Genomic DNA, 23,568 nt, shown 5'->3' with positions numbered 1-23,568 from the left:
ATGCGTATGATACTGTTCTTAAACGGAGTCACGTTTAGGAATAATATGAAAATTACAAGCCCCCACGCTTTAGCTGCCCATTTGAAAGATGAAAGGAAACGCCAAAATTTAAGTCAGACAAAAGTTGCTGAATTTGTTGGTTTAAGGCAAGGCACTGTCTCAAGCTTTGAACTTTCTCCTGAGAAAAGCCAAATAGATACGTTATTTCGGCTTCTATCAGCGCTGGGGTTAGAATTAAGCATTAAGAGCAAGGAAAACGCTCAGGAAAACAACACTGAACACTCATGGAACGAGGAATGGTAATGGATAAACTCGATATTTATATGAACGGGTTGCTGGTCGGTGAGCTGCACCGTAATAACTCTGGCGCGCACCGTTTTACTTACAGTATCAACTGGCTCGAGACACCGGGCGCCCGCCCCATTTCGTTATCAATGCCTCTAACAAGGAACGCCTACGAAGGTCCTGAAGTCATCAACTTTTTCGATAACCTTCTGCCCGATAGCCAGGAAGTTAGAGACAGGATTGTTGCACGCTACCGAGCCGACTCGAAACAACCTTTCGATCTTCTCAAAGCAGTAGGCCGAGATACAGTAGGTGCTTTACAGTTTTACCCTCAAGGGGAACAACCTGGCAATATAAAGACAATAAACTACCAGCCTCTGAATGACAGCGAGCTAGAAAAGGTTCTTCTCGGCTACCAGTCAAAAGCACCACTTGGCATGGTGAATGAGCTCAATGACTTTCGTATATCTATAGCCGGCGCGCAAGAAAAGACGGCGCTGTTGAAAATAGAAGATAAATGGTGCATTCCCGAAGGGACTACACCGACAAGTCACATCATCAAACTCCCTATCGGCAAGATCCAAGGAGCAGACCATACTATCGACTTATCGGACAGCGTTGAAAATGAGCTGCTGTGTCTGGAAATCGCCAGGGAATTTGGGTTCGACGTGCCAGCTTGTGAAATTGTAAATACAGGTAAAGTAAAGGCTCTGGCCATAGAGCGCTTTGATCGTAAATATTCCAGCGATAAATCCTGGCTCATGCGCCTGCCACAAGAGGACTACTGTCAGGTACTTAGTTGCCCCTCCGCTCGCAAGTACGAACCTGACGGCGGTCCATCTATAGCGCAAATTATGAAACATCTACAAAGCTCTTCTAATGCCCATAAAGACAGACAAACCTTTATGGCTGCGCAGGTGCTATTTTTTCTGCTAGGCGCAACCGACGGACATGCTAAAAACTTTTCTGTGTATATCGAGCCGGGCGGTTCTTTCAAGTTAACTCCGCTTTACGACATTCTTTCTGCGTACCCAGCAGTCGGTGGTCAAGGACTTCATTTAAGAGACTTAAAACTCGCTATGACACTTAAAGGCTCAAAAGGTCGAAAATCAAAGCTTTTTCAGATTTACGGGCGTCACTTCATAAGTTCAGCAAAGGAAGCGCAGTACAGCCTAAAAGAGATGCAGGACGTTCTTAAGGTAATGTATGAAAGCACAGATAACGTGATTGAAAAGGTTAGTAAGCGCTTACCTAAACACTTTCCAATGAAAGTTGCAGAGCCTATTTTTGAAGGTCTTAGTCGTCGAAAAGAGAGACTTATTAGCTGACTTTTAGATAAAACTTGGAGCGGGAAACGAGATTCGAACTCGCGACCCCAACCTTGGCAAGGTTGTGCTCTACCAGCTGAGCTATTCCCGCATATTGGTACTTTTGCAGTATTCTGGAAAGTCTGACGTTGGAGCGGGAAACGAGATTCGAACTCGCGACCCCAACCTTGGCAAGGTTGTGCTCTACCAGCTGAGCTATTCCCGCTTCGTCAGTGCGGCGTGTATTCTACTGATACCACCGATAAGGTCAATAGTTTTTGCGCCGCAATTGGCTTATTTGCTGAAAAAATGTTCTCTGTAATGCTTCAGCTCATCGATAGACTCTCGAATATCTGCCAGGGCCTCGTGCGCACCTGACTTTTTGAAACTATCCGCTACTTCTGGCTGCCAGCGTTTAGCCAGTTCTTTTAACGTGCTCACATCGAGGTTTCGGTAATGGAAAAACGCTTCGAGATCCGGCATGTGACGGGCTAAGAAACGACGATCCTGGCAGATACTGTTACCACACATAGGCGATACGCCAGCATCAATATGCTGCTGCAAAAATTCAATGGTTGCTGCCGCTGCAGTGCGCTCGTTATGCTGACTTTTTTGCACGCGTTCGACGAGACCTGAGCCGGTATGGGTTTTCACATTCCAGGCGTCCATGCGATCGAGGTATTTCTTGGGTTGATGAACCGCAATAACCGGACCTTCGGCAATTGTATTGAGTTCAGCGTCCGTAACAATAGTCGCTACTTCAATAATGTGGTGCTCTTCCGGCACCAAGCCGGTCATTTCTAAATCTATCCAAATTAAGCGTTGTTTCTTATCGTCTTCAGCCATTACCCTGCTCTCTCAATGCAATTTGTTGTATGATAGCGTCATTTAAAGCTCGACAACAGGTTATCCCGATTGGCAAAACGCAAACGTCTCAATAAAGGTCAGCAGCGCCGTGTGTCGGCGAATCAGAAAAAGCGGTTGAAAAATAATGACGTCGAATGGAACGATGGCCAGCTTAATGCGCCTGAAACAGGCCGTGTCATTAGCCGTTTTGGACAGCACGCTGATATTAGAGATGAGCAGGGCAATACCTATCGTTGTCATATTCGCCGAGTTGTCGACAGTTTAGTCTGTGGAGACATTGTTCAATGGGCTCGGGCGACGACTGAGCAGCAAGGTATGCAAGGTGTTGTTATCGCGGTACACGAGCGCCAAAGCCTACTTTCACGTCCGGACTATTATGACGGCCTGAAACCTGTGGCATCCAATATTGACCAAATTTTTGTCATATCCAGCGTACTGCCGAGCTTCTCATCACAAATTATTGATCGCTATTTAGTGGCATGCGAAGACATAGGTATTGAGCCTATTATTGTACTTAACAAAGCCGACTTACTCGACAATATCGGGGACGATGAAAAAGCGCATATTAAGCAACGTTTAGCTGACTATCAGAATATTGGCTACACGGTGCTTCAGGTCAGCAGTACAACCGGCGAGGGGCTTGAAATACTTAGGCAACGACTTAAAGACCATGTCTCTATTGTTGTCGGACAATCCGGTGTCGGGAAGTCTTCGTTGGTCAATCAGTTACTACCTGAAGTGAACGCCGAAACCAAACAAGTGTCAGATAATTCCGGGTTGGGTCAGCATACAACAACGGTGGCCACTTGGTATGACTTAAACGAAGGCGGCGCCTTAATCGATTCGCCCGGTATTCGCGAGTTTTCACTGTGGCACCTGGAGCCGGAGCGTGTTGCCTGGTGTTATGTCGACTTTCGTGACTATTTAGGCGGCTGCAAATTCCGGGACTGCAAACATGCAGAAGACCCGGGCTGCGCATTACAAGAGGCTGTCAGCAATAATGAATTGTACGACTGGCGCCTTTCTAATTATCATCGCATTATTGAAACGATGAAAACACAGAAACCCAGTAGGGTCATTAGAGGTAATTAACTGTGGCAAAAACCGATAAAGCCAAAATATTCTTTCAGCACGTTATGCCGAAGCACCTTATTTCCCGCTTGATGGGAAAATTTGCAGCGGCACGTGCCGGATGGTTCACACAGACATTCATCCGTTGGTTTATCCGTCAATACAAAATTGATATGAGTGAGGCTATTGAAGAATCACCGCAAGCGTATAAAACCTTTAATGACTTTTTCACGCGCCGTCTGAAGCCCGAACTAAGACCATTAAAGGCGGATGATGACGAGTTGGCACATCCGGTAGACGGTGCAGTCAGTCAACTTGGCGAGATTAAAGACGGACGTATATTCCAGGCCAAAGGTCACGACTACTCGTTACAAGAGCTGCTAGGCGGCAGCGAAGAAGACGCCAAACCGTTTATGAATGGCGATTTCGCGACCATTTATCTGGCACCGAAAGACTATCACCGTATTCATATGCCATGCGATGGCGTGCTCAAGAAAATGGTTTACGTACCGGGGGACCTTTATTCAGTGAACCCGCTCACAGCGGCCAATGTGCCCAATTTATTTGCTCGTAATGAGCGTGTTGTGGTTATTTTTGACACAGAAGTTGGCCCCATGTCGATGGTTCTGGTTGGCGCCACTATTGTTGCCAGTATTGGTACAGTCTGGTCCGGCACTGTGACACCGCCAACTGGTGGACGCATTCAAAGCTGGTCTTATCCGGCATCTGGCCCTGCGGCTATACACCTTAAGAAAGGTGAAGAAATGGGCCACTTCAAATTAGGCTCCACCGTGGTGCTGACGTTTGCCAAGGATGCTATAGAATTTGACGATGACCTTGAGCCTCGCTCTACAACTCGCATGGGTGAGGTCATGGCAAAAATAAAAGCAGAAACGAAAGAGAGTGACGATTGATTTTATGGGCTCACCGGGGCGCAAGTTACGAAGCCCCGGAAAACACGCTAGCGGCCTTTACGCGCGCCATGGATTCCGGCGTCCATGGCATCGAGCTCGATGTTTACGGCATTGACGGCGAGCGCTTCGTCTTTCACGACCGCTACCTCGAGCGCCTCACCGCAACGCCTGGTCGCTTAAAAGACTTATCTGCCGAACAAATAAAGCATCTAAAAATATTTGGACAGCAACCCATACCGACGCTACGCGATGCCCTTAAACACATTAATGGCCACTGTCATGTGAACATTGAGCTAAAAGGCGACATCCCGACCCGTGAGCTACTCAAAGACGTCGATTACGCACTGACTCATACGAGCTTTTCCCAAGACCAACTCTTGTTTTCATCGTTTAATCACCATTGGCTGCAACGTCTTAAAAAGCGCCGCCCCGATGCCCTTATTGGCGCTTTAAGTGCCAGCTGTCCGTTAACTTACTGTCAGTTTGCGGAGGATCTTAATGCTTATTCCGCCCACTTTGCTGTGGACTTTGTGACTAAAGAACTGGTCGAAGACGGACATAAACGGGGACTTCAGGTGTATGTCTACACGGTCGACGAACAACACGATATTGAAGAGCTGCACGAAATGGGCGTTGATGGCATTTTCACGAACCATCCAAGCTTTGCACAGAATGTCATTGCCGGCTTAACAACTGCCGGCAATGACCCTATCTTGCACTATTAACTGTGATGGTCTGGATACTCTTCCTGCATCGACTCCAGCTTACGTGTAATTGCCATAGGTGAACTGGTCTTCTGAGCCAGCGCAATGTACAGCGCAGGAATGACGAACAAGGTTAAGAACGCCGATACCGCCACACCGGCAAATATCACCGTACCAATAACCTGACGGCTTTCAGCGCCCGGCCCTGAGCCAAGAATAAGCGGCATAGCACTCATGAGAGTCGTAAATGCAGTCATCACAATAGGGCGCAAACGCTGACGCGAAGCCCGCAGCACCGCCTCTTTAAAATCGACACCGGAGTCACGCAGTTGGTTCGCAAACTCGACAATTAAAATACCGTTTTTCGCGGCCAGACCTATCAGCATAACAATGCCTATTTGGCTGTAAATGTTGATACTCATACCGGCTAGGTAAAGTCCGATAAGCGCACCAACAATGGCCATAGGCACAGCCAGCATAATCACCAGTGGGTGGATAAAGCTCTCAAACTGAGCCGCCAATACTAAGAACGTAATAATCAACGCGAGCCCAAACACAAAGACGATAGAGCTACCACTTTCTTTGTAAAGCTGCGATTCACCTTTGTAGTCAATGGACACGTCTTCCGGTAATTTCTCCTTAACCACACCTTCCAGATAACTTAACGCTTCACCCAGCGAATACCCCTCAGCTAAGTTCGCCTCGATTGTCACACTGCGCATACGGTTATAGCGATTCAGCCTTGCTGACGTTGCCTGCTCAGTAATGGTGACCAAATTTGAAAGCGGAATAAGTTCATTACTTTCACGCGAGCGCACATAGATATTATCGATAGCACTGGGGCTTCGATAATCCGCTTTTTCCCCTTCAAGCATCACGTCATATTCTTCGCCTCTGTCGAGGTACGTTGTGACACGCCGCTGCCCTAATACTGACTGCAGTGTAATACCAATATCCTGAACTGACACACCCAAGTCCGCGGCACTGGCTTCGTCGACTTCAATCAACAGCTGCGGTAAGGTTTCTTTATAGTCACTGTCTAGGTTTTGCAGCCCAGGATTTTTCGATGCTTCTTCAATAACAATGTCACGAAAATCCGCCAGCCGTTCGTATGTATTCCCCTGCAACACGAACTGCACAGGGCGACCGCCGCCGCCACTAATGCCGCTGCGCATAAAGGCAAAGGCCTGCACGCCGACTACCGAGTTCAGCTGCTCTCGCATTTCTTCCATTAAGTCAAAACTTGACCAGTCGCGCTCATCGAATGGCACCGCGCCAACAATCGCGATACCGGCACTACCGCCCCACCCGGGCGCTCTTACAATTAAACGATCAATTTTGCCCTCGTCGATATAAGGCAAAAGAATTTGCTCAATTTCATCCATATGGCGTGAGCTCGACTCGAAGCTGGCACCTTCGGCGCTATTGACGCGTATATAAAAGGTCCCTCGATCCTCCGGTGGCGCAAATTCCTGAGGAATAAAGCTGAACAACCCGTAGGCAACCACACCTGACATGACCACTAAAACAACCGCCATCAAAGGTCGTTTTACGCTTTTTTCCAGAATGTTACTGTAGCCTTGCTCTAACCAGTTAAACGTCGCATCGAATGCACGTCCGAATTTACTGGTGCGCTCCTTTTTGCTCAGTACTTTGGAGCTCAGCATAGGCGTTAGTGTCAGCGCAGCAACACTGGAAAATGCAACTGCGGCGGCGATGGCCAGCGCAAACTCGGTGAAAAGCTTACCGATATTCCCTTCCAGAAACGCCAAAGGTACGAACACAGAAATAAGCACCAAGGTGGTCGCTATTACCGCGAAGCCAACTTCTCGTGCCCCCCGGTAAGCAGCCAGTAGCGGTGGCTCACCCTCTTCTATACGGCGATAAATATTCTCGAGAACGACTATTGAATCATCAACCACCAGACCAATGGCCAACACCAGCGCCAGCAAAGTCAATAAGTTAATGGAAAAGCCCAACGCAAACAGCACAATGTAGGAGGCAATTATGGCTACAGGTACCGTTAGCGCAGGAACTATGGTCGCCCGTACATTCCCCAGGAACAGGTAAATCACAACAATAACCAGCGCCATCGCTACCGCTAATGTGTTGTAAACCTCATCCACTGAGCCCTGAATAAAAATAGAAGAGTCATAGCTTGGCGCCAAGTACATGGTCTCGGGAAGCGTTTCCTGAATATTCTCCATTTCGCGGTGAACATTATTGACCACCTCAAGAGTGTTCCCTTTAGACTGTTTGATGATGCCAATACCGACCATATTGACGCCGTTGCCCCGGAAGTCGGTCTTGTCATCTTCGGCTCCTAGTTCCACTCGAGCCACTTCACCTAACCGGACAAGGTAACCATCGTCTCCCTGACGTATCACCAGGTTTCTAAAGTCTTCGGGTGTTAAATACGCTCGCGCCATACGAACCGAAAACTCCCGGTCTGTCGATTCCACTTCCCCTGCAGGTAACTCGATGTTTTCTTCCCGCAAGCGGCTGACAATATCCGTTACAGTGACGCGCCGCGCAGCCATCGCATCACGATCCAGCCAAACCCGCATAGCGTAACGGCGATCGCCGCCTATTACGACCCGAGCAACGCCATCAGCCACTGACAAGCGGTCAACAATGTAGCGCTCTGCATAGTCGGTCAGCTCCAATATGGACATGCTCTCGCTTCGCAAGTTGTACCAAACAACCGTACTTTCGTCGCTGGAGGCTTTTGACACTTCAGGGGGGTCAGCTTCTTCTGGTAGATTATCAAGCACCCTGGAAACACGTTCCCGGACATCATTCGACGCGGCATCAATATCTCGAGTCAGGTTGAATTCGATGCTGATACGAGAACGACCATTACTGCTGCTCGAACTGATGTTTTTTATGCCTTCAATACCGCTTATCCGGTCCTCAACCAGCTGGGTAACCTGGGTCTCTACGACTTCGGCCGAGGCTCCTGGGTAGTCGGTGTCAATAGAGACAATGGGTCGATCAATGTCCGGGTACTCACGCAACGGCAGCATGGTGAATGCGACAATGCCAAATACCAATAACAATATGTTTAGAACTGTCGCGAATACCGGACGCTTTACAGAGAGATCAGACAACAACATAAATTACTCTCCCTGAACGGATACTGGAATTCCGTCGCGAAGGCGAACAATACCTTCAATGATCACTTTCTCGCCGGGCTTCAGCCCGTCCGTTATCTCAACAATGCCAGGCTTTCTGCGACCAATGGTCACTTCCTTCTGACGGGCGCGGTTATCCGGTGTTAACACATACACATATTGGCGACTTTGTATTGGAACCAGCGCCTTTTCCGGAAGCAACATCGCTTCGTCAATGCTGCGCAATAACGTTATTTGTAGCAGCATCCCCGGACGCAGGCGCTCGTCGTCGTTGGTGATTTTGGCTCGAACACGTACGGCACGGGTCACCGGATCGATGCGTGAATCGATACTGGTTATGCGCCCGCTGAAAAGTTCTCCCGGGTAGGCGCGGCTACGGGCCATCACTTCCTGGCCAACCGCAATACTGGCGAAGAAACGCTCCGGTACACTGAAATCGATTTTTATCGGCTTAATGTCGTCTAAGGTTGTGAAAACATCCCCCGGGCTAACTAAAGAGCCGGGACTGACCTGCCGAATCCCCACCCGCCCGGAAAATGGTGCGTAAATTTTCATTTCTCGCAACGTCGCTTCAGCAACTTCCAAGTCAGCCTGTAAACCGTTGACTTTAACTTGTTGCTCATCAAGCTGTTGTTGTGAAGCCGCATTTCCACGGCGCAGCTCACCAATGCGGTCTAATTGGCGTTTTGCTTCATCTAAGCTAAATTTAATTTGCTGGACACGGGCGACTTCTTTGCGAGCGTTAAGCTCCGCTAAAAGCTGCCCTTCTTTTACCAAATCACCACTGTCGAAATAGATTTTTTCAACAACGTCCTGGGTCTGCGCCGTTATTTCGACGGTCTCATTAGCCATAGCCGTACCCAGAGCTTCGATAGTATCCCGAAACTCACTGACTTCCGCCTGCTGAACCTTTACCGGTACAGCCTGCTGCTCTCCTTGCTCTACAGTCTCTTTTGGTGGAAACCCAAACAAGTACACAGCTGCCGCTATTAAAACGACAACCACAATAGTAATTGGGTTAATCCAGGTACGCTTTGCCATGTTGACCTCTAAACGCTTGTGTCCAACGGTTTTAAACATAGCCTATTGTACGGAAAACACCGCCATAAAGGCGGTGCACTTAACGAGGATTATCGGTCTTTAATCGCAAATTCAGTATTTTAGTTGCGACATTACCCGATAGCTACTTGTGGTATTGCGGACTGTGCTTATGAATGGCGTCAATAAACGCTTTCGCATGCTCTGGGTTCACCTCCGGGTGAATGCCATGCCCCAAATTAAAGACATGACCCTCTCCATGACCAAAGCTTTCCAGTATTGTCTGAACTTCCTGTTCAATGCGTTCCGGCGAAGCGTATAGAACACTTGGGTCCATATTTCCTTGTAACGCTACCTGACTGCCAACGCGAGCTCGTGCATCTGACAAGTCAGTTGTCCAATCAACACCAAGAGCGTCAGTACCGGTTGCAGCCATTGCTTCTAACCATTGGCCACCGTTTTTAGTGAATAGCGTCACCGGCACTTTACGCCCGTCCGCTTCACGGGTCAGTCCTTTTACGATCTTTTCCATGTAGGCCAGTGAGAACTTCTTATAGTCCCGAGGCGATAAAACACCACCCCAGGTGTCAAATATCATGACTGACTGAGCACCAGCGGCTATTTGCGCGTTCAAGTATTGAGTCACTGAGTCGGCCAGTACGTCGAGAAGCATGTGCATTGCTTCTGGCTCCGCGAACATCAGCTGCTTAACTTTCGAGAAATTCTTAGTACTGCCGCCTTCGACCATATAAGTTGCTAGCGTCCACGGGCTGCCGGAAAAGCCTATCAATGGCACTTCACCCTGCAGCTCACGGCGAATCATCCGAACCGCATCGGTCACATAGCCAAGCTCGTCTTCCATATCAGGCACCGACAAGTTCTTAATCGCCGCCATGTCTCTTACCGGGTTCTTAAATTTAGGTCCTTCACCCGCTTCAAAATACAGCCCAAGGCCCATAGCATCAGGAATAGTGAGAATGTCGCTGAATAAAATAGCTGCATCTAAATCAAAACGGCGTAGCGGCTGCAGAGTGACTTCGCACGCCAGCTCCGTATTACGACAAAGCGACATAAAGTCGCCAGCTTCGGCCCGCACCTCTTTGTACTCTGGTAAATAGCGCCCTGCCTGACGCATCATCCACACCGGTGTACGGTCAACGGGTTGCTTCAATAAGGCTCGAAGGTAACGATCATTCTTTAGCGCTGGCGCCGTCATAACTCATCCATTTTCAACAAAATACTGCGGCGCATTTTAACAGCGAGCGCGCCCGCACTCCATGAAAACTTATAGCTACTGACTTTCTACCTCTTTAGGGCTATATCAATAAGCGTACGGGCGATTGTGCCATGCGGTGGTATTTGCGGTAAGTCATCTACTGGAAACCAGTCACCGGTAACCAATTCATGCGGGTCAATGTGCAAGTCTCCTGACTCCCATTCAGCGGTGAAGCCCATCATTAAAGAGTGCGGAAAGGACCAGGGCTGACTCATATGGTACCGAATGTTTTTAACACGGATTCCCGCCTCTTCGTAAACCTCACGCTCAAGCGCCTGTTCTAAATTTTCACCCGCTTCAACAAAGCCCGCTAAAATGGAATATAGCCCGGCTTTATGCCTTTTTCCCTGCGCAAGCAATAATTCATCACCTTTAGTGATTGCCACAATAATGCAGGGCGAAACACGCGGATAACAACGATGATGGCATTGATGACAATGCATCGCCAACTCCCATTCAACACTTTGCATCCTTGTGCCACAACGACCACAAAACCGATGGGTATTGAGGAAGTCACTGAATTGACGGGCGCGCCCTGCCATCGCAAACATTTCCATGTCCTCAGGGCTTAACAGTTGTCGTAACGGCGCAAAGTCACCGCCACTGAACTGCTCATCCATGTAATCCGCCATGACCAGATAGCAAGTTCTCTCGCGAATTTCGCCAATTTCAATGACCTGGTATTGCGTTAAGTCCGGAAACGCGAGTTCATTAAGCGGTCCAAAAGGAACTTCACCATCATGCGTCAGAAAAACATGATCAGCGCTGACGACAAACCACCAGGCGGGTTCATCAATGGCGGGAGTTGCGTATAAAGTGGCCATATTTCCGTTCTTTCTTCTGTAGGACGATTTTTGCGTAAAACCTATTGAGTTCTAACGACTGAGAATTTACATTGATGACTGATATCAATAACGGAGAGTATCATGTTAAGCCGTAATGAACAGGCAAAAAAGCGCTGGGGTGGCGCTCACAAAACGATTGATCACTGGCTGGAAGAACGTCAGGACTTACTGATCAATTATTTCAAGCTTGCCGCCCTGCCCCCCTATGAAAACAGCTATAAAGGTTTGCCAGACGTCGTTGATATCCGAAATTTCTGCGGCCAATTGGTTGATTATGTGTCCAGTGGTCACTTTGAAATTTATGATCAGATTGTGCGCGAAGCGAGCAGCCAGGGTCACTCCGTTGATGACTTAGCGGATGACTTATTCCCGCTCATTTCAGATACAACCGATATCGCGCTGGACTTTAATGATAAGTACGGTGATATCGACTCAACAAATAATTGCGATAAATTTGATCGCGATTTATCGGCCTTAGGTGAAGCCATTGAGCTGCGAATGGAGTTTGAAGATCAGCTATTGAACCACCTGGAAGAACACCAGCTGATATCAGCATAGATGCAAAACATTCGTAGCCTGACGCTACTGCGTCAGGCTACGTCTGGTTTAGATATTACTGTTCTGTGTCGCCTGCCGGCGCTTCTTCAGTATTTTTCACGTCCAACAGCTCAACCGTGAAAATTAATGTCGAGTTCGGTGGGATTTGACCACCACCCACTTCGCGCTCACCGTAAGCAAGCTCAGCCGGAATAACGAAACGATATTTTGCGCCTTCTTTCATCAACTGAAGGCCTTCGGTCCAGCCTTGAATGACACGGTTTAACGGGAATGACGTTGGTTCTCCGCGCTCGTAAGAGCTATCAAACACTTCACCGTTAATTAGCGTGCCTTCATAATGAACTTCCACCATGTCCGTTTCAGAAGGACTGTCACCTTCACCTTCCTCAAGAACTTCGTACTGAAGACCTGACTCAGTTACTTGAACGCCTTCTTTTTTCTTGTTCTCTTCAAGGTACGCTTTACCTTCTTCAGCAGATTTCTGCCCTAAAACATTTTGACGTTGTTCCATCACTTCCTGGCGCATTGCCGTCAGAATTTCTTCCGCTTCTTCGTCGCTCAATTGAGGGTCACCTTTAATAGCGTCGACAAAGCCAGCGATGATGACATCGCGTTCAAGAATAAAGTCAGCTTCTTCCTGACGTTCTAAGTTACGAGCAATAAAGCCACCAACCGATGAGCCCAATGCGTACGCTTGTTTGTCTTTTTCTGTCTGCAACTGAGTGTCGTTTGCCGGAAACTTCTCTTGTGAGCAAGCGGCTAACGCCAGGGCGACCGCTGATACTGCCAACGGCTTCATCAGATGTTTCATTGTTTTCTCCAATTATCGTCTTGCATCCTTTCGGACTATGTCATAATAGTGTTAGTGAACAGAACCATACTACACAACCACAGGGGAGTTGCCTATGCCTTTTATAAAGCTTAGCGCTATACTGCTATTCACTTTAGCGGCAAGTGCCTGTCAGCCTTCCCCTGACAAAATTCATAAAAAAGTTCATGCTGAAAACGGCACCTACGCGGCCGATATCTCCGATGATGCATCATACAGCTTGGTATCCACAGACGAAACCGGGCTCCTGTTGTGGCCTCGCTATGCCAATAATGCTAAGTATCAGTGGGAACACGAAGAAGGCGAAGTCTCACAAATTATTGATGTCGATATCGCTGCCGACAATAGTGTCGCCGTTGCGGCATCACGTTACGAATTTTCTATGTGGGACATAGAAACCGGCAAAAATCTAGGCTTTTGGAGCATAGGTAATGGTCGAATCCAAAACATCGTTGTCAGCAAGTCCGGTGGCACGGTGGTTTTAGGTAAGCGTGACGGCACGCAAGTCGCATTTAATCCACAGTCCGGACGACGTATTGAGTTTTATGGCCACACAGAAGCCGTCAATGCTCTGGATATTTCACCTAATGGCTTCTATGTACTCAGTGCCTCTAACGACTACACGGCTATTTTATGGGACACACGCAGCGGCCAAATAGTACACCGGTGGGAGTACGAAGGTCGCATGACACAAGTTGCCTTACACCCTGGCGGAAAATACGCATTTGCAGCTGACTCTACTGACAACGCGGTTATAAGAGCATTACCAGGCGGAGAGGAAGTTAGCCGCCTTAAGTTTCCTGACCGCCAACGTATTTTCAGTGCCGCTCGATTCAGCCAGTCGGGTGACTACTTAATTACCGGTGCCCCGTCACGCCGAATTGCTTTGTGGGATACGGCCACGGGCAAACTTTTGAGTGATTGGCGAGTCGCCTTACGGGACGGCGGACGTCCGAGTAATGCGGCAGTTCTAGCGGTGGTATTCGACGAAAAGGAAAACACCGTCGTTAGCGAGAGCTCGGCAGGGCTGGCTGAATGGTGGGAAATTGACGTAACAGGTAGTAAATAATGGATTTAAAAAAAGTTGAAGAACAAATGGCTAATCTTGAAACGCAATTAACGTTTCAGGAAGACACCATTGAATCACTGAATCAATTAGTCACTGAGCAGACCCATCAAATGACCGAGATGCAACGTCAAATTCGTTGGCTTGGTAAGCGTCTGAAGCAGATGCAGGAACAAAATAGCACGGATTCCGACCCCGCCAACGAACCGCCGCCACCACATTACTAATATTGATCTTGCGGGCTAAGCAACGTATAACAACTGTTCTGTTTTAGTTTGCGGGAATGTTATGTCATCAAAACATCCAATTATAGCGGTTACTGGATCTTCGGGTGCCGGTACGACAACGACTGGTCAAGCCGTTCGGCATATCTTCCGTTCGCTAGACGTGAGCGCGGCTTTTGTCGAAGGTGACAGTTTCCACCGCTATTCCCGCCCGGAAATGGACTTAGCTATTCGCAAAGCGCAGGAACAAGGTCGCCATATTAGCTATTTTGGTTCTGAAGCGAATGACTTTGACCGCTTAGAGTCGCTTTTCCGCTCGTACTCGCAAACCGGCCAAGGTAAAATCCGCCGTTACTTACACAGTTTTGATGATGCTGTGCCTTATAATCAAATGCCCGGCACCTTTACACCTTGGGAGGAGCTGCCGGAAAACACCGATGCGCTTTTCTACGAAGGTTTACACGGTGGTGTTTGCGGCGACAGTTATGATGTGGCGCAATATGTCGACTTGCTCATTGGCATGGTGCCCATTGTTAACTTGGAGTGGATTCAGAAGTTAATTCGTGACACCTCAGAGCGCGGCCACTCCCGGGAAGCAGTGACCACAAGCATTGTTCGCAGTATGGAAGACTACATTCACCATATTGTGCCGCAGTTCTCACGTACCCATATTAACTTCCAGCGCGTACCTACTGTCGATACCTCTAACCCATTTAGTGCGAAGGACATACCGTCACTGGACGAAAGCTTCGTGGTCATTCGTTTCCGCGGAATTAAAAACGTCGACTTCCCGTTTTACTTACAAATGATAGAGGGGTCATTTATGTCCCGGACCAACACATTAGTCGTTCCGGGTGGGAAAATGGCGTTGGCAATGGAGCTAATTCTAACGCCATTGATTGAACAAATAATGGATAGAAAAAACCAAGTTCGCCGACAGGTCGACTGGATTTCCAGCCAACAGTAATTCTACGCTTCTTCGATACGATAACTATGAGTGATGTTGACTGAGGCTTCCAGCATTTTAGCCACCGAGCAGTATTTGTCAGCTGACAGTTTGACCGCACGCTCAACATGACTTTCGCTGACGCTTTTTCCAACCACCACAAACTCAATATGAATGTCTGTAAACACTTTGGGAGTTGAGTCAGCGCGCTTACCAGAAAGCTCACAGTAGCACTCGCTGAAGTCCTGACGGGCTTTTTGTAGAATACTGACAACATCAACAGAGGCGCAGCTGCCAGCGGACATTAGCACCATTTCCATTGGGCTGGGTGCTTTACCGGGCGAATCTCCATCCATAATGACTTGATGACCGCTGCCGGAAGTCGCCACAAACGTCATATCTTCATGCCAGCTCACTCTTGCGTTCATCGTGTTATCAGCCATTATTGTTCCTTGTCATCTTAAAAAGGTTTATACGCGGTATTCTCGCAGGTGTTCGTCAAACAAGTTTTTGACCAACCCAACAAACTCATCAATGAAGGCTTCCTGCTCTGAGGTAGGGTGAGTATCCAGCACTTTGGAGAGAACTTCTTCTAGGTCATAAACGATAGCGTCGGTTTCACGGACTATGTCGAGCCGTTGTTCCTGACTCAGTTCGTTTTGCTCAAAAACCGCCATCATGCTCATGGAAAGCTTTTCTTCCATTAAGTCCCGCAGCGTATAGTCTGCGGTTTTTTCCTGAGCGCTTTGGTCAGAAAATAACGGTAACTGCCCCGTTAAGTACTGAATCAGCTCAATGTATCCGTCGTTTTCTACTATCATCTGACTCTCTTTATGTATGCGGTTGGACAACCATTCAAATTGCCCAACCGCTAAAGTAGCACAGATTGTGACTAGAATTTAAGTCCCGGCGCTAATGACTCAGGTAACGTCATCGAGTCAGCCTCAACAGAGGCAACTGGGTATGCACAGTAGTCAGCCGCGTAGTAAGCGCTTGCTCTGTGGTTGCCACTCGCACCAATGCCGCCAAATGGTGCAGCGCTACTCGCACCTGTAATTGGCTTATTCCAGTTCACAATGCCTGCCCGAATGTGCTTAAAGAAGTGGCGATAGGTCTGCTCGTCGTCACACAAAATGCCTGCCGACAAACCATAACGCGTGTTATTCGCTTCTTTAATCGCGCCATCAAGCTCTTTATAACGATACACTTTTAGCAGCGGGCCAAAGTGCTCTTCATCTTCAAGACCTTCAACGCCGGTTACATCAACAATACCCGGTGTCACAAACCCTTTTTTAGGGTCTTCCTGTTTCATACGAACCAGTGACTTCGCACCTTTATGCAAAAGCTCATTCTGTGCATCGACCATTTCGCCGGCAGCTTTAGCAGAAATCATGGCGCCCATGAAAGGCTGCGGATCTGCCTCGTAGTCATCAACCAGAATATTTTCTGTGACTTCCACCAAGCGTTTCAGCACTGCACGACCTTGTTCTGAGTCTTCAATAAACAGACGGCGCGCACAAGTACAACGCTGACCTGAGGTGATAAAAGCGGACTGCACAATATTGTGAACCGCGGCGTCAATGTCGGACACATTTTTCACCAGTAACGGGTTATTCCCCCCCATTTCCAGCGCTAAGATCTTGTCCGGGCGTCCACCAAACTGCTTGTGCAGCAAGTGCCCAGTATTCGACGAGCCAGTAAAGTACAAGCCGTCAATTTGTGGGTGCGCAGACAGCGCTTTACCAGTCTCAACTTCGCCTTGTACCAAGTTGATTACGCCAGCAGGTATGCCCGCTTTTTCCCAAAGCTTAACCGTTTCCTGAGCCACCATTGGGGTCAACTCACTCGGTTTAAAGACAATGGTGTTTCCGGCGATTAACGCTGGCACAATATGACCATTTGGCAGATGCCCGGGGAAGTTATAAGGCCCATAAACAGCAACAACACCGTGAGGCTTGTGACGAATAAAAGCTTTCGCGCCGGGCATTTCATTTTCAACTGTGCCAGTGCGCTCATGGTAAGCCTTTTCTGAAATCGCTACTTTGCCCATCATTGCGCCGACTTCCGTGCGAGTTTCCCAAACGGGTTTGCCCGTTTCCTTCGCCATTGTGCGCGCCAAGTGTTCTTTATTTTCTTCCAGTAACTCCGAGAATTTTTTACAAATTGCCAAGCGCTCGTCGACAGACTTATCAGCCCACTCAGGAAACGCTTCACGAGCGGCCATTACCGCCTTTTCAACTTGGTTGGCACTGGCTGATTCACCAGACCAAATAACTTCATTTCGAGCTGGGTCGACCGAGTCGAACTTCTGACCTTCGCCCGCTTCCCAAGCTCCATTAATAAATTGAATACTGTTTGTCATAAATTTAACTCCTGCTTAAAGTGCGACAACTCGAACGTCGTCGCCGTCACTTAAATGCATTTTTTCGGCTTGCTCGTTATCGAGAATCAGCTCATCTGCACCTTCTGCTAACAACAGTTTGGTGGCTCGAAAGTTTTCAAGCTGAGTATTACAGACAATATGTGGCACCGCTGCTTCAACTTCAGGCACTTGTTCTTTAACACTCACAGTTACCACTTTGCTGTTTCTTACACTGTTTAAGTTGCAGACCTCGGCTTCTACCGTTGGGCCCGCATCAAAAATATCGACAAAGCCACGGAAACGGAAACCTTCCGACTCCAGCAATTTAAGCGCTGGTCGCGTGTTGTCATGTACTTTTCCGACAACCGCACGAGCGTCTTCACTCAACAAGTTCGTGTAAATTGGAAAGCGTGGCATCAGCTCAGCAATAAAGGTTTTATCGCCGATACCGCTTAGGTAATCCGCTTTTGGAAAATCCATGGAAAAGAAATTATCTTCCAACCAGGTCCAAAACGGTGAATCGCCATTGTCGTCGGAAACCCCACGCATTTCTGCAATCACCCAGTCGCTAAAACGCTGCTTAAACTGAGCCAAAAACAACATACGGAAACGCGACAACGTGCGACCGTTCATATTGTGGCGATAGGGCTCGCGCAAGAACAAAGTGCACAACTCTGACACACCCGTGTAGTCGTTACACAAGGTCAAAGTTTCCAATGCATTATAGATATTAAGCTTTTCTGAATGATGCACGACTTTACCGAGACGGTAATGCCAAAATGCTTCATCCAGACCCACCGCAGCTTCAATACCACTCACACCCGCGATGGTTCCGGTTTCGGTGTCTTCCATCACAAATAAGTAACTTTCGTCACCCGGTGTTTCGACGCTTTCCTTTCGAAAAGCTTTTTGGGCACGATCAATACGGCGCTCTAATAACGACTGATCGACGGGCAACGAGGTAAACCCGTGCCCCGACTCAATCGCACACTGATAAAGCGCTTCGTAATCTGACGGCTTAATGGGTCTGATTAGCAACATAAAAACGCCTCAGTAATTAACCAGCAACCTGAGCAACGGCTTTTTCAAAGCGTTGCAGGCCTTCTTTGATATCGTCTTCAGAGATGATGAGCGATGGGGTAAAACGTACAACGTTTGCACCCGCTACCAATACCATCACGCCGTGCTCTTGTCCCGCTAACAAGAACTCACGTGCTTTACCTTCATATTGCTCGTTGAGCGCCGCGCCCAGCAACAAGCCCTGGCCACGAACTTCACTGAAGACATTATACTTTTCATTGATGCGCTGCAGTTCTTCTTTAAAAAGCTGCTCGCGTTTTTTAACGCCGTCCAACGTTTCTTTGGTGTTCACAATATCGAATACCGCTTCAGAAACAGCACAAGCTAACGGGTTACCACCATAAGTACTGCCATGCGTTCCTGGTTTCAGGTGCTCTGCAATTTCTTTAGTCGTTAACATAGCGCCAATTGGGAAACCGCCGCCCAATGCTTTAGCAGAAGTTAAAATGTCAGGTGTTACGCCTAACTGCTCGTAAGCGTAAAGTGTGCCGGTACGGCCAAAACCCGTTTGAACTTCGTCGAAAATAAGCAGTGCGTTATTCTGGTCACACAATTCACGCACAGTTTTCACGAACTCAACGTCTGGCGCTACCACACCACCTTCACCCTGCAGCGGCTCCATCATAACGGCACACGTGTCGTCAGAAATAAGTGCTTTCAACGCTTCAGCATCGTTATAGTCAACGTGTTCAACAGCGCCTGGTTTTGGACCAAAGCCGTCTGAGTACGCCGGTTGACCACCAACGGTTACCGTAAAGAAAGTACGACCGTGAAAACCTTTAGTAAAAGCAATAATTTTTTGCTTATGCTCGCCGTGCTTTTCAATGGCCCAGCGACGCGCCAGCTTAAGTGCCGCTTCGTTGGCTTCTGCGCCAGAGTTTGCGTAGTAAACACGGTCAGCAAAAGTAGCGTCTGTTAATTTTTTAGCCAAGCGAATAGCCGGCTCATTAGTAAATACGTTACTTAAGTGCCACAACTTTTGGCTTTGCTCTTGTAACGCTGACACCATTGCCGGGTGACAATGACCTAAACAGTTAACAGCAATACCGCCGGCAAAATCCACATACTCGCGGCCGTCTTGATCCCACACTCGGGCGCCTTCGCCTTTAACTGGGATCATTGACGCTGGGTTGTAGTTTGGAACCATAACGTCGTTAAACATTTCGCGATTTACTGCCATTTTGTCTGTCATTACTCTCGTCCTTATCGCTCATGCGAATTAACAAAGGTGTCAACAAATGAATGTCTTGAAAAGGGCGCTATTATGCCAAAATTTGACCAGCTTGTCTGTGTTAATTCCTTTCAAACCCCTTTTCATATCAGCATTTGGGAATTTATTGCGTTTTAACTGAATAGTTATGCTTAAGCGCGAATAGTGACTGAATCTTTACTCACACTTTTTTCTTTAAGTTTCGTGTTGTAAAACTTATTAACAACTCTTTATCATGAATTGCATTGCTTTTTGTTCGTTCTTCTTTTAGCCTGAAACTAGTCCTATACAACTTCGGCAGAGGCTATGGAAAAAGAAACACCGACAATACCAGAATCATCTCAGCCCCATATGAAGTTAAATTACTTACGTCCGGGCGATATGATCGACGTTGAGTTTGCATCTGCCACCAAAGTACGCACGAAACTCCAGCTTATCGGCTTTGACAGCGGTCGCTACTTATTGTTGAAGCAGCCCAACCCCAAAACCGATGGGAGCTATGTTGACGTTTTGTATGAAGGAAACCCGGTCATTGTTCGCTTGGTTCTGGAAGGTGAAGCTGGTGAGTGCATTGCCTTTAAAAGTAAAATACGAGCGGTAACCAACTTTCCTTTTCGACTCGTTTACCTTGACTACCCTAAAGAAGTTGAACAGCGCGCACTGCGGGCTCAAAAGCGCGTCAGCACGCACATCCCCGTTGATGTTACCTCAGCAGCCGCTCAACCGGGAGAGCGTAAAAAGCTTGCCAGTGGTGTCATTGTCGATATTTCCTCAGCAGGTTGCAGAATACTCTTTAAAGCTCAAAACGCAGCAGGCAATGTGACGCACATGAATATCAAGGTAAACATTGGCTCAGGGTCGCAAAGAGAGCCGTTGACACTGTCCGGCCAAATTATGAACCAGCGTAAAGAAGTGGGCCGAATCGGTATTGGTGTTCGTTTTACCGACCCGGAAGAGCATATAACCGAAGTGTTTAGTCACCTGCTCATTGACACCGACTTCGAATGTTAGTCAGGAACAATGATTGGCGGACGTTTTAAACTCACGTTATTTAGCCGGGCGAGCGTTTCCGCCGACACCGAATACTTGTTCAATATGTGCTTACCTTCTTCCAGACTCGCTAAGTCGACTTCCCGCATCATGCGGAATTCACAATAAGCGTTTGCCTGAGCTAATACCTCAGCATACTCGGAATCATAGTGAGGTGTTGTTCTGTCTGCTTGGGTAAAATCGAGCAAATGCTTGCTGACTGGCACCCGCTTCAACCCCCAGCCTTCGGCAACCAAATAACTCACTTCTTTATCTTTCTCTAACATCAAGTCCCGCAAAAAACGCTCGTCCGGCGTTAACTGAACAAGCGCATTATGTCGTTCCGGAGACTTGTCGTTAACTGAGGCCATCGCGAACTCACGCTGCACGTCATCAAACAGCTTCAAGTACAGCTTAGTTAGCGCGATTTTGCCCAGCTCATGGAACATCCCCATGGTGTAAGCCAAAATCGGATCTTTTAACTTTCTTTCCACCGCAATGTTATGAGCCGCTATAGCGGTACCCAGAGAATGCTCCCAGACTTTTCTGCGAAACAACGTAAACGGCTGTGTCGACGGCGGTAACCAGTTTTGCATAATGTAAGCTGGTGCCAGTAGCCGAAGATTCTCGGTACCCACAAAACTCATTGCCACCCGCAAGTTATCCAATTTTACCTGCTTGTTACGATCAATAAACGGAGGTTGATTAACGGTACGCAGCAAGCCAGTATGAAACCAATCCATGCCCTGCACGATAGACTCAATACGACGCATTGAAGCGGCTTTTAAACTGAGGGTATCGAGAAGTTCAGGCAGCTTTTCCGGAAGAGGGATTAAACGCTCGCGAACATAGTCACCGTCTTCAATTGTTTTCAAGGCACGGTGATAAATTTCCTCATGCAATTCTGCTGAAATTTTATCTGAAAAACGTTGGCGTGCTTGCGCCTTTCTGTCACGCTCTTCGTAGTTTAGACGCTCTACCTCAAGTAATTGACGGCGCTGCTCCTTCTCCTCATCTTCAATACCATCGGCCGCAGAGCGAGCTTTACGCGCAAACGGAAAGCTAATTAAATAGTTAATAAACCGTTTCTCAAGCCGCAATGCGGGGTCTTTACTGCCACCTTCCGTGGTATTTGAAAAAAAATGAAACATCAATGCTCGCCTATGAAGTGTTTACTAGCGTAAGTATCGGCAATTTCAGCGCTTAGCAACAGTTACCAATCATCGTATATAACGTAAAAAATTCGCTAACAGATTATGTCCCTGTTTAGTCATTACCGACTCGGGATGAAACTGAACACCAAAAAGTGGCAGTGTCTTATGTCGAATCGCCATGATCTCTTGCAGCCCTGTTAAGCTTCTTGTTTCGGCATCAACAATAAACTCTTGAGAGAGTGTATCCGGCGCAACAACCAGTGAATGATACCGCGTCACGTCCATGGGAGTGGGTAACTCCTTGAACAGCCCCTGGCGATTATGCCTCAGACTAGACACTTTGCCGTGCATTACTCGCTCCGCACGAACAACGGTTGAGCCAAACACTTGAGCTAATGCCTGATGTCCCAGGCAGACACCCAATATGGGAAGCCTGTCTTTAAAGGCAGCAATGGCTTCTAATGAAATTCCAGACTCGTCGGGAGTGCAAGGTCCCGGAGAAATAACTAGGGCCTCTGGGTTTAAGCGCTCAATGTCTGCTACGCTAATTTCATTATTGCGGAAAACCTCAACAGACTCGCCCAGCTCGCAAAAATAGCGAGCCAGGTTATGAGTAAACGAATCAAAGTTATCAATGAGTACAATCATGTACCGGCATTACGCCTCTGGGTAAGGTACAAATCCGACGGCGTTATAAACATCTTTTAAGGTTTTTGCAGCAGCTTCGCGTGCTTTATCAGCGCCTTGCTTCATAACACTTTGCAAGAATGCCTGATCGTTGCGCATCTCATGGTAACGTTGCTGAACAGGCTCTAGCATAGCAACCACTGACTCCGCCACATCCACTTTCAAGTGCCCGTACATTTTGTCTTCATACTCAGGCACTAACTCGTCTATCGACTTACCTGTTGCGGCAGACATAATGCTCAGTAAGTTAGATACGCCAGGCTTTTCAGTTGGATCAAAGTAAATACGCGCCTGTTCATCCGAGTCAGTCACCGCTTTCTTAATTTTCTTAAGGATTTTCTTCGGCTCTTCCAACAGGCCCACAAAGTTGTTCGGGTTGTCGTCCGACTTAGACATTTTCTTAGTTGGATCTTGCAGCGACATAACTCGCGCGCCCACTTTCGGAATCATCGGCTCAGGAATCGTGAAAATATCACCATACAAATTGTTGAAGCGCTCCGCGACATTACGCGTCATTTCCAGATGCTGTTTTTGGTCGTCCCCCACCGGCACTTCATTTGCCTGATACAACAAAATATCAGCCGCCATTAATGCGGGGTAGGTAAACAAGCCTGCATTGATATTATTCGCATGACGCTGCGACTTATCTTTAAACTGAGTCATACGATTCAGCTCGCCCATTTGCGTGTAGCAGTTCAACACCCAGGCCAACTGGGCATGCTCCGGTACGTGCGACTGAATAAAAACGGTGCTTTTCTCTGGATCTAAACCGCATGCCAAATAAAGCGCTAAACCGTCTAAGGTTGCTTGCTGCAGCTGCTCCGGCTCCTGCCGAACCGTTATTGCATGCTGATCAACGAGCATAAACTTACAGTCATGCGTGTCCTGCATATTCACCCATTGACGCAACGCACCAATATAGTTCCCAATAGACAACTGCCCTGACGGCTGACAACCACTTAATACAATTGGTTTCGACATT

24 protein-coding genes and 2 tRNA genes are annotated in these 23,568 nt (G+C 47.9%); 10 read left to right on the top strand and 16 right to left on the bottom strand.

Translation table 11 applies throughout. The features are described from left to right. Positions 1-45 precede the first annotated feature (45 nt). Both EST55_RS12130 and EST55_RS12125 read left to right on the top strand, forming a co-directional pair. Positions 46-303, top strand: a complete 258-nt coding sequence (locus EST55_RS12130) for a helix-turn-helix domain-containing protein (RefSeq protein ID WP_129497661.1) — start codon at positions 46-48, stop codon at positions 301-303. Further along, positions 303-1,613 carry a type II toxin-antitoxin system HipA family toxin gene (locus EST55_RS12125; RefSeq protein ID WP_129497660.1) on the top strand — a complete coding sequence of 437 codons (1,311 nt, stop codon included), beginning with the start codon at positions 303-305 and terminating at the stop codon, positions 1,611-1,613. Before EST55_RS12130 ends, EST55_RS12125 begins: the two co-directional genes overlap by 1 nt. Positions 1,614-1,628: 15 nt before the next feature. On the opposite strand, the gene EST55_RS12120 is transcribed toward EST55_RS12125, so the two are convergent. The 3 genes from EST55_RS12120 to orn all read right to left on the bottom strand — a co-directional run bounded on the left by EST55_RS12120 (position 1,629) and on the right by orn (position 2,438). After that, a tRNA-Gly gene (locus EST55_RS12120) sits at positions 1,629-1,704 on the bottom strand. 38 nt (positions 1,705-1,742) lie between these two features. After that, positions 1,743-1,818, bottom strand: a tRNA-Gly gene (locus EST55_RS12115). A 68-nt stretch (positions 1,819-1,886) separates the two neighbouring features. Beyond that, positions 1,887-2,438 carry an oligoribonuclease gene (gene orn / locus EST55_RS12110; protein WP_058578412.1) on the bottom strand — a complete coding sequence of 184 codons (552 nt, stop codon included), beginning with the start codon at positions 2,436-2,438 and terminating at the stop codon, positions 1,887-1,889. Between the two features lie 69 nt (positions 2,439-2,507). Between orn and rsgA the strand changes: the two genes are divergently transcribed. Genes rsgA through EST55_RS12095 form a run of 3 tightly spaced genes read left to right on the top strand, consistent with a single transcriptional unit; the run spans position 2,508 to position 5,169 of the window. Beyond that, a complete protein-coding gene (gene rsgA / locus EST55_RS12105; RefSeq protein ID WP_129497659.1) occupies positions 2,508-3,551 on the top strand; it encodes a small ribosomal subunit biogenesis GTPase RsgA in 1,044 nt (347 codons plus the stop codon). A gap of 44 nt (positions 3,552-3,595) precedes the next feature. Beyond that, positions 3,596-4,444 carry an archaetidylserine decarboxylase gene (gene asd / locus EST55_RS12100; protein WP_129497697.1) on the top strand — a complete coding sequence of 283 codons (849 nt, stop codon included), beginning with the start codon at positions 3,596-3,598 and terminating at the stop codon, positions 4,442-4,444. After that, positions 4,441-5,169 carry a glycerophosphodiester phosphodiesterase gene (locus EST55_RS12095; protein WP_129497658.1) on the top strand — a complete coding sequence of 243 codons (729 nt, stop codon included), beginning with the start codon at positions 4,441-4,443 and terminating at the stop codon, positions 5,167-5,169. Before asd ends, EST55_RS12095 begins: the two co-directional genes overlap by 4 nt. On the opposite strand, the gene EST55_RS12090 is transcribed toward EST55_RS12095, so the two are convergent. From EST55_RS12090 to nudC, 4 genes are all read right to left on the bottom strand, one after another. Then, positions 5,166-8,264 carry an efflux RND transporter permease subunit gene (locus EST55_RS12090; RefSeq protein WP_129497657.1) on the bottom strand — a complete coding sequence of 1,033 codons (3,099 nt, stop codon included), beginning with the start codon at positions 8,262-8,264 and terminating at the stop codon, positions 5,166-5,168. The two genes, EST55_RS12095 and EST55_RS12090, sit on opposite strands and share 4 nt — an antisense overlap. Positions 8,265-8,267: 3 nt before the next feature. After that, the gene (locus EST55_RS12085) at positions 8,268-9,323 is read right to left on the bottom strand and encodes an efflux RND transporter periplasmic adaptor subunit (protein WP_129497656.1); all 1,056 of its coding nucleotides are present in this window, start codon (positions 9,321-9,323) and stop codon (positions 8,268-8,270) included. 142 nt (positions 9,324-9,465) lie between these two features. Continuing rightward, positions 9,466-10,536, bottom strand: a complete 1,071-nt coding sequence (gene hemE / locus EST55_RS12080; RefSeq protein ID WP_129497655.1) for a uroporphyrinogen decarboxylase — start codon at positions 10,534-10,536, stop codon at positions 9,466-9,468. Between the two features lie 86 nt (positions 10,537-10,622). Continuing rightward, a complete protein-coding gene (gene nudC, locus EST55_RS12075) occupies positions 10,623-11,420 on the bottom strand; it encodes an NAD(+) diphosphatase (RefSeq protein WP_129497654.1) in 798 nt (265 codons plus the stop codon). A 102-nt stretch (positions 11,421-11,522) separates the two neighbouring features. Here nudC and rsd point away from each other — a divergent pair, with 102 nt between their 5' ends. Then, a complete protein-coding gene (gene rsd / locus EST55_RS12070; protein ID WP_129497653.1) occupies positions 11,523-11,999 on the top strand; it encodes a sigma D regulator in 477 nt (158 codons plus the stop codon). A 55-nt stretch (positions 12,000-12,054) separates the two neighbouring features. Here the strand turns inward: rsd and fkpA are convergent, their stop codons facing one another. Further along, positions 12,055-12,810, bottom strand: a complete 756-nt coding sequence (gene fkpA, locus EST55_RS12065) for an FKBP-type peptidyl-prolyl cis-trans isomerase (protein WP_129497652.1) — start codon at positions 12,808-12,810, stop codon at positions 12,055-12,057. Between the two features lie 94 nt (positions 12,811-12,904). Here fkpA and EST55_RS12060 point away from each other — a divergent pair, with 94 nt between their 5' ends. The 3 genes from EST55_RS12060 to EST55_RS12050 all read left to right on the top strand — a co-directional run bounded on the left by EST55_RS12060 (position 12,905) and on the right by EST55_RS12050 (position 15,085). Beyond that, positions 12,905-13,897 carry a PQQ-binding-like beta-propeller repeat protein gene (locus tag EST55_RS12060; RefSeq protein WP_129497651.1) on the top strand — a complete coding sequence of 331 codons (993 nt, stop codon included), beginning with the start codon at positions 12,905-12,907 and terminating at the stop codon, positions 13,895-13,897. Next, positions 13,897-14,121 carry a SlyX family protein gene (locus EST55_RS12055; RefSeq protein ID WP_088767371.1) on the top strand — a complete coding sequence of 75 codons (225 nt, stop codon included), beginning with the start codon at positions 13,897-13,899 and terminating at the stop codon, positions 14,119-14,121. The genes EST55_RS12060 and EST55_RS12055 overlap by 1 nt, the downstream gene beginning before the upstream one ends. 61 nt (positions 14,122-14,182) lie before the next feature. Beyond that, positions 14,183-15,085, top strand: a complete 903-nt coding sequence (locus EST55_RS12050; protein ID WP_088767370.1) for a phosphoribulokinase — start codon at positions 14,183-14,185, stop codon at positions 15,083-15,085. Between the two features lie 2 nt (positions 15,086-15,087). Here EST55_RS12050 and EST55_RS12045 read toward each other — a convergent pair whose 3' ends face one another. From EST55_RS12045 to EST55_RS12025, 5 genes are all read right to left on the bottom strand, one after another. Further along, entirely contained in the window at positions 15,088-15,492 is a 405-nt protein-coding gene (locus EST55_RS12045; protein WP_198511848.1) for an OsmC family protein, read from the bottom strand. A gap of 42 nt (positions 15,493-15,534) precedes the next feature. Further along, positions 15,535-15,885 (bottom strand): DUF3802 family protein, encoded by a 351-nt coding sequence (locus EST55_RS12040; protein WP_088767368.1) that lies wholly within the window; start codon positions 15,883-15,885, stop codon positions 15,535-15,537. A gap of 71 nt (positions 15,886-15,956) precedes the next feature. Beyond that, on the bottom strand, positions 15,957-17,426 hold the full coding sequence (gene astD, locus EST55_RS12035; protein WP_129497650.1) for a succinylglutamate-semialdehyde dehydrogenase: 1,470 nt from the start codon (positions 17,424-17,426) through the stop codon (positions 15,957-15,959). A gap of 15 nt (positions 17,427-17,441) precedes the next feature. Further along, complete coding sequence (gene astA / locus EST55_RS12030; protein ID WP_129497649.1) at positions 17,442-18,467, bottom strand: arginine N-succinyltransferase; 1,026 nt, start codon at positions 18,465-18,467, stop codon at positions 17,442-17,444. 16 nt (positions 18,468-18,483) lie between these two features. Further along, a complete protein-coding gene (locus EST55_RS12025) occupies positions 18,484-19,686 on the bottom strand; it encodes an aspartate aminotransferase family protein (RefSeq protein ID WP_205702595.1) in 1,203 nt (400 codons plus the stop codon). A gap of 336 nt (positions 19,687-20,022) precedes the next feature. Between EST55_RS12025 and EST55_RS12020 the strand changes: the two genes are divergently transcribed. Next, positions 20,023-20,727: a flagellar brake protein gene (locus EST55_RS12020; protein WP_129497647.1), complete on the top strand. Its 705-nt coding sequence runs from the start codon at positions 20,023-20,025 to the stop codon at positions 20,725-20,727. On the opposite strand, the gene EST55_RS12015 is transcribed toward EST55_RS12020, so the two are convergent. From EST55_RS12015 to trpS, 3 genes are all read right to left on the bottom strand, one after another. Next, positions 20,724-21,896 (bottom strand): HDOD domain-containing protein, encoded by a 1,173-nt coding sequence (locus tag EST55_RS12015; RefSeq protein ID WP_100691378.1) that lies wholly within the window; start codon positions 21,894-21,896, stop codon positions 20,724-20,726. The genes EST55_RS12020 and EST55_RS12015 overlap by 4 nt on opposite strands. 69 nt (positions 21,897-21,965) lie before the next feature. Next, positions 21,966-22,547, bottom strand: coding sequence for an aminodeoxychorismate/anthranilate synthase component II (locus EST55_RS12010; protein WP_129497646.1), 582 nt, complete (start codon positions 22,545-22,547; stop codon positions 21,966-21,968). A 9-nt stretch (positions 22,548-22,556) separates the two neighbouring features. After that, positions 22,557-23,567: a tryptophan--tRNA ligase gene (gene trpS, locus EST55_RS12005; protein WP_088767361.1), complete on the bottom strand. Its 1,011-nt coding sequence runs from the start codon at positions 23,565-23,567 to the stop codon at positions 22,557-22,559. Between the last annotated feature and the right edge of the window lies 1 nt (position 23,568).

Origin of the sequence: Idiomarina sp. 29L, assembly GCF_004123135.1 — a bacterium.
Lineage (GTDB): Bacteria > Pseudomonadota > Gammaproteobacteria > Enterobacterales > Alteromonadaceae > Idiomarina.
This window is presented reverse-complemented; position numbering and strand designations above follow the sequence as displayed.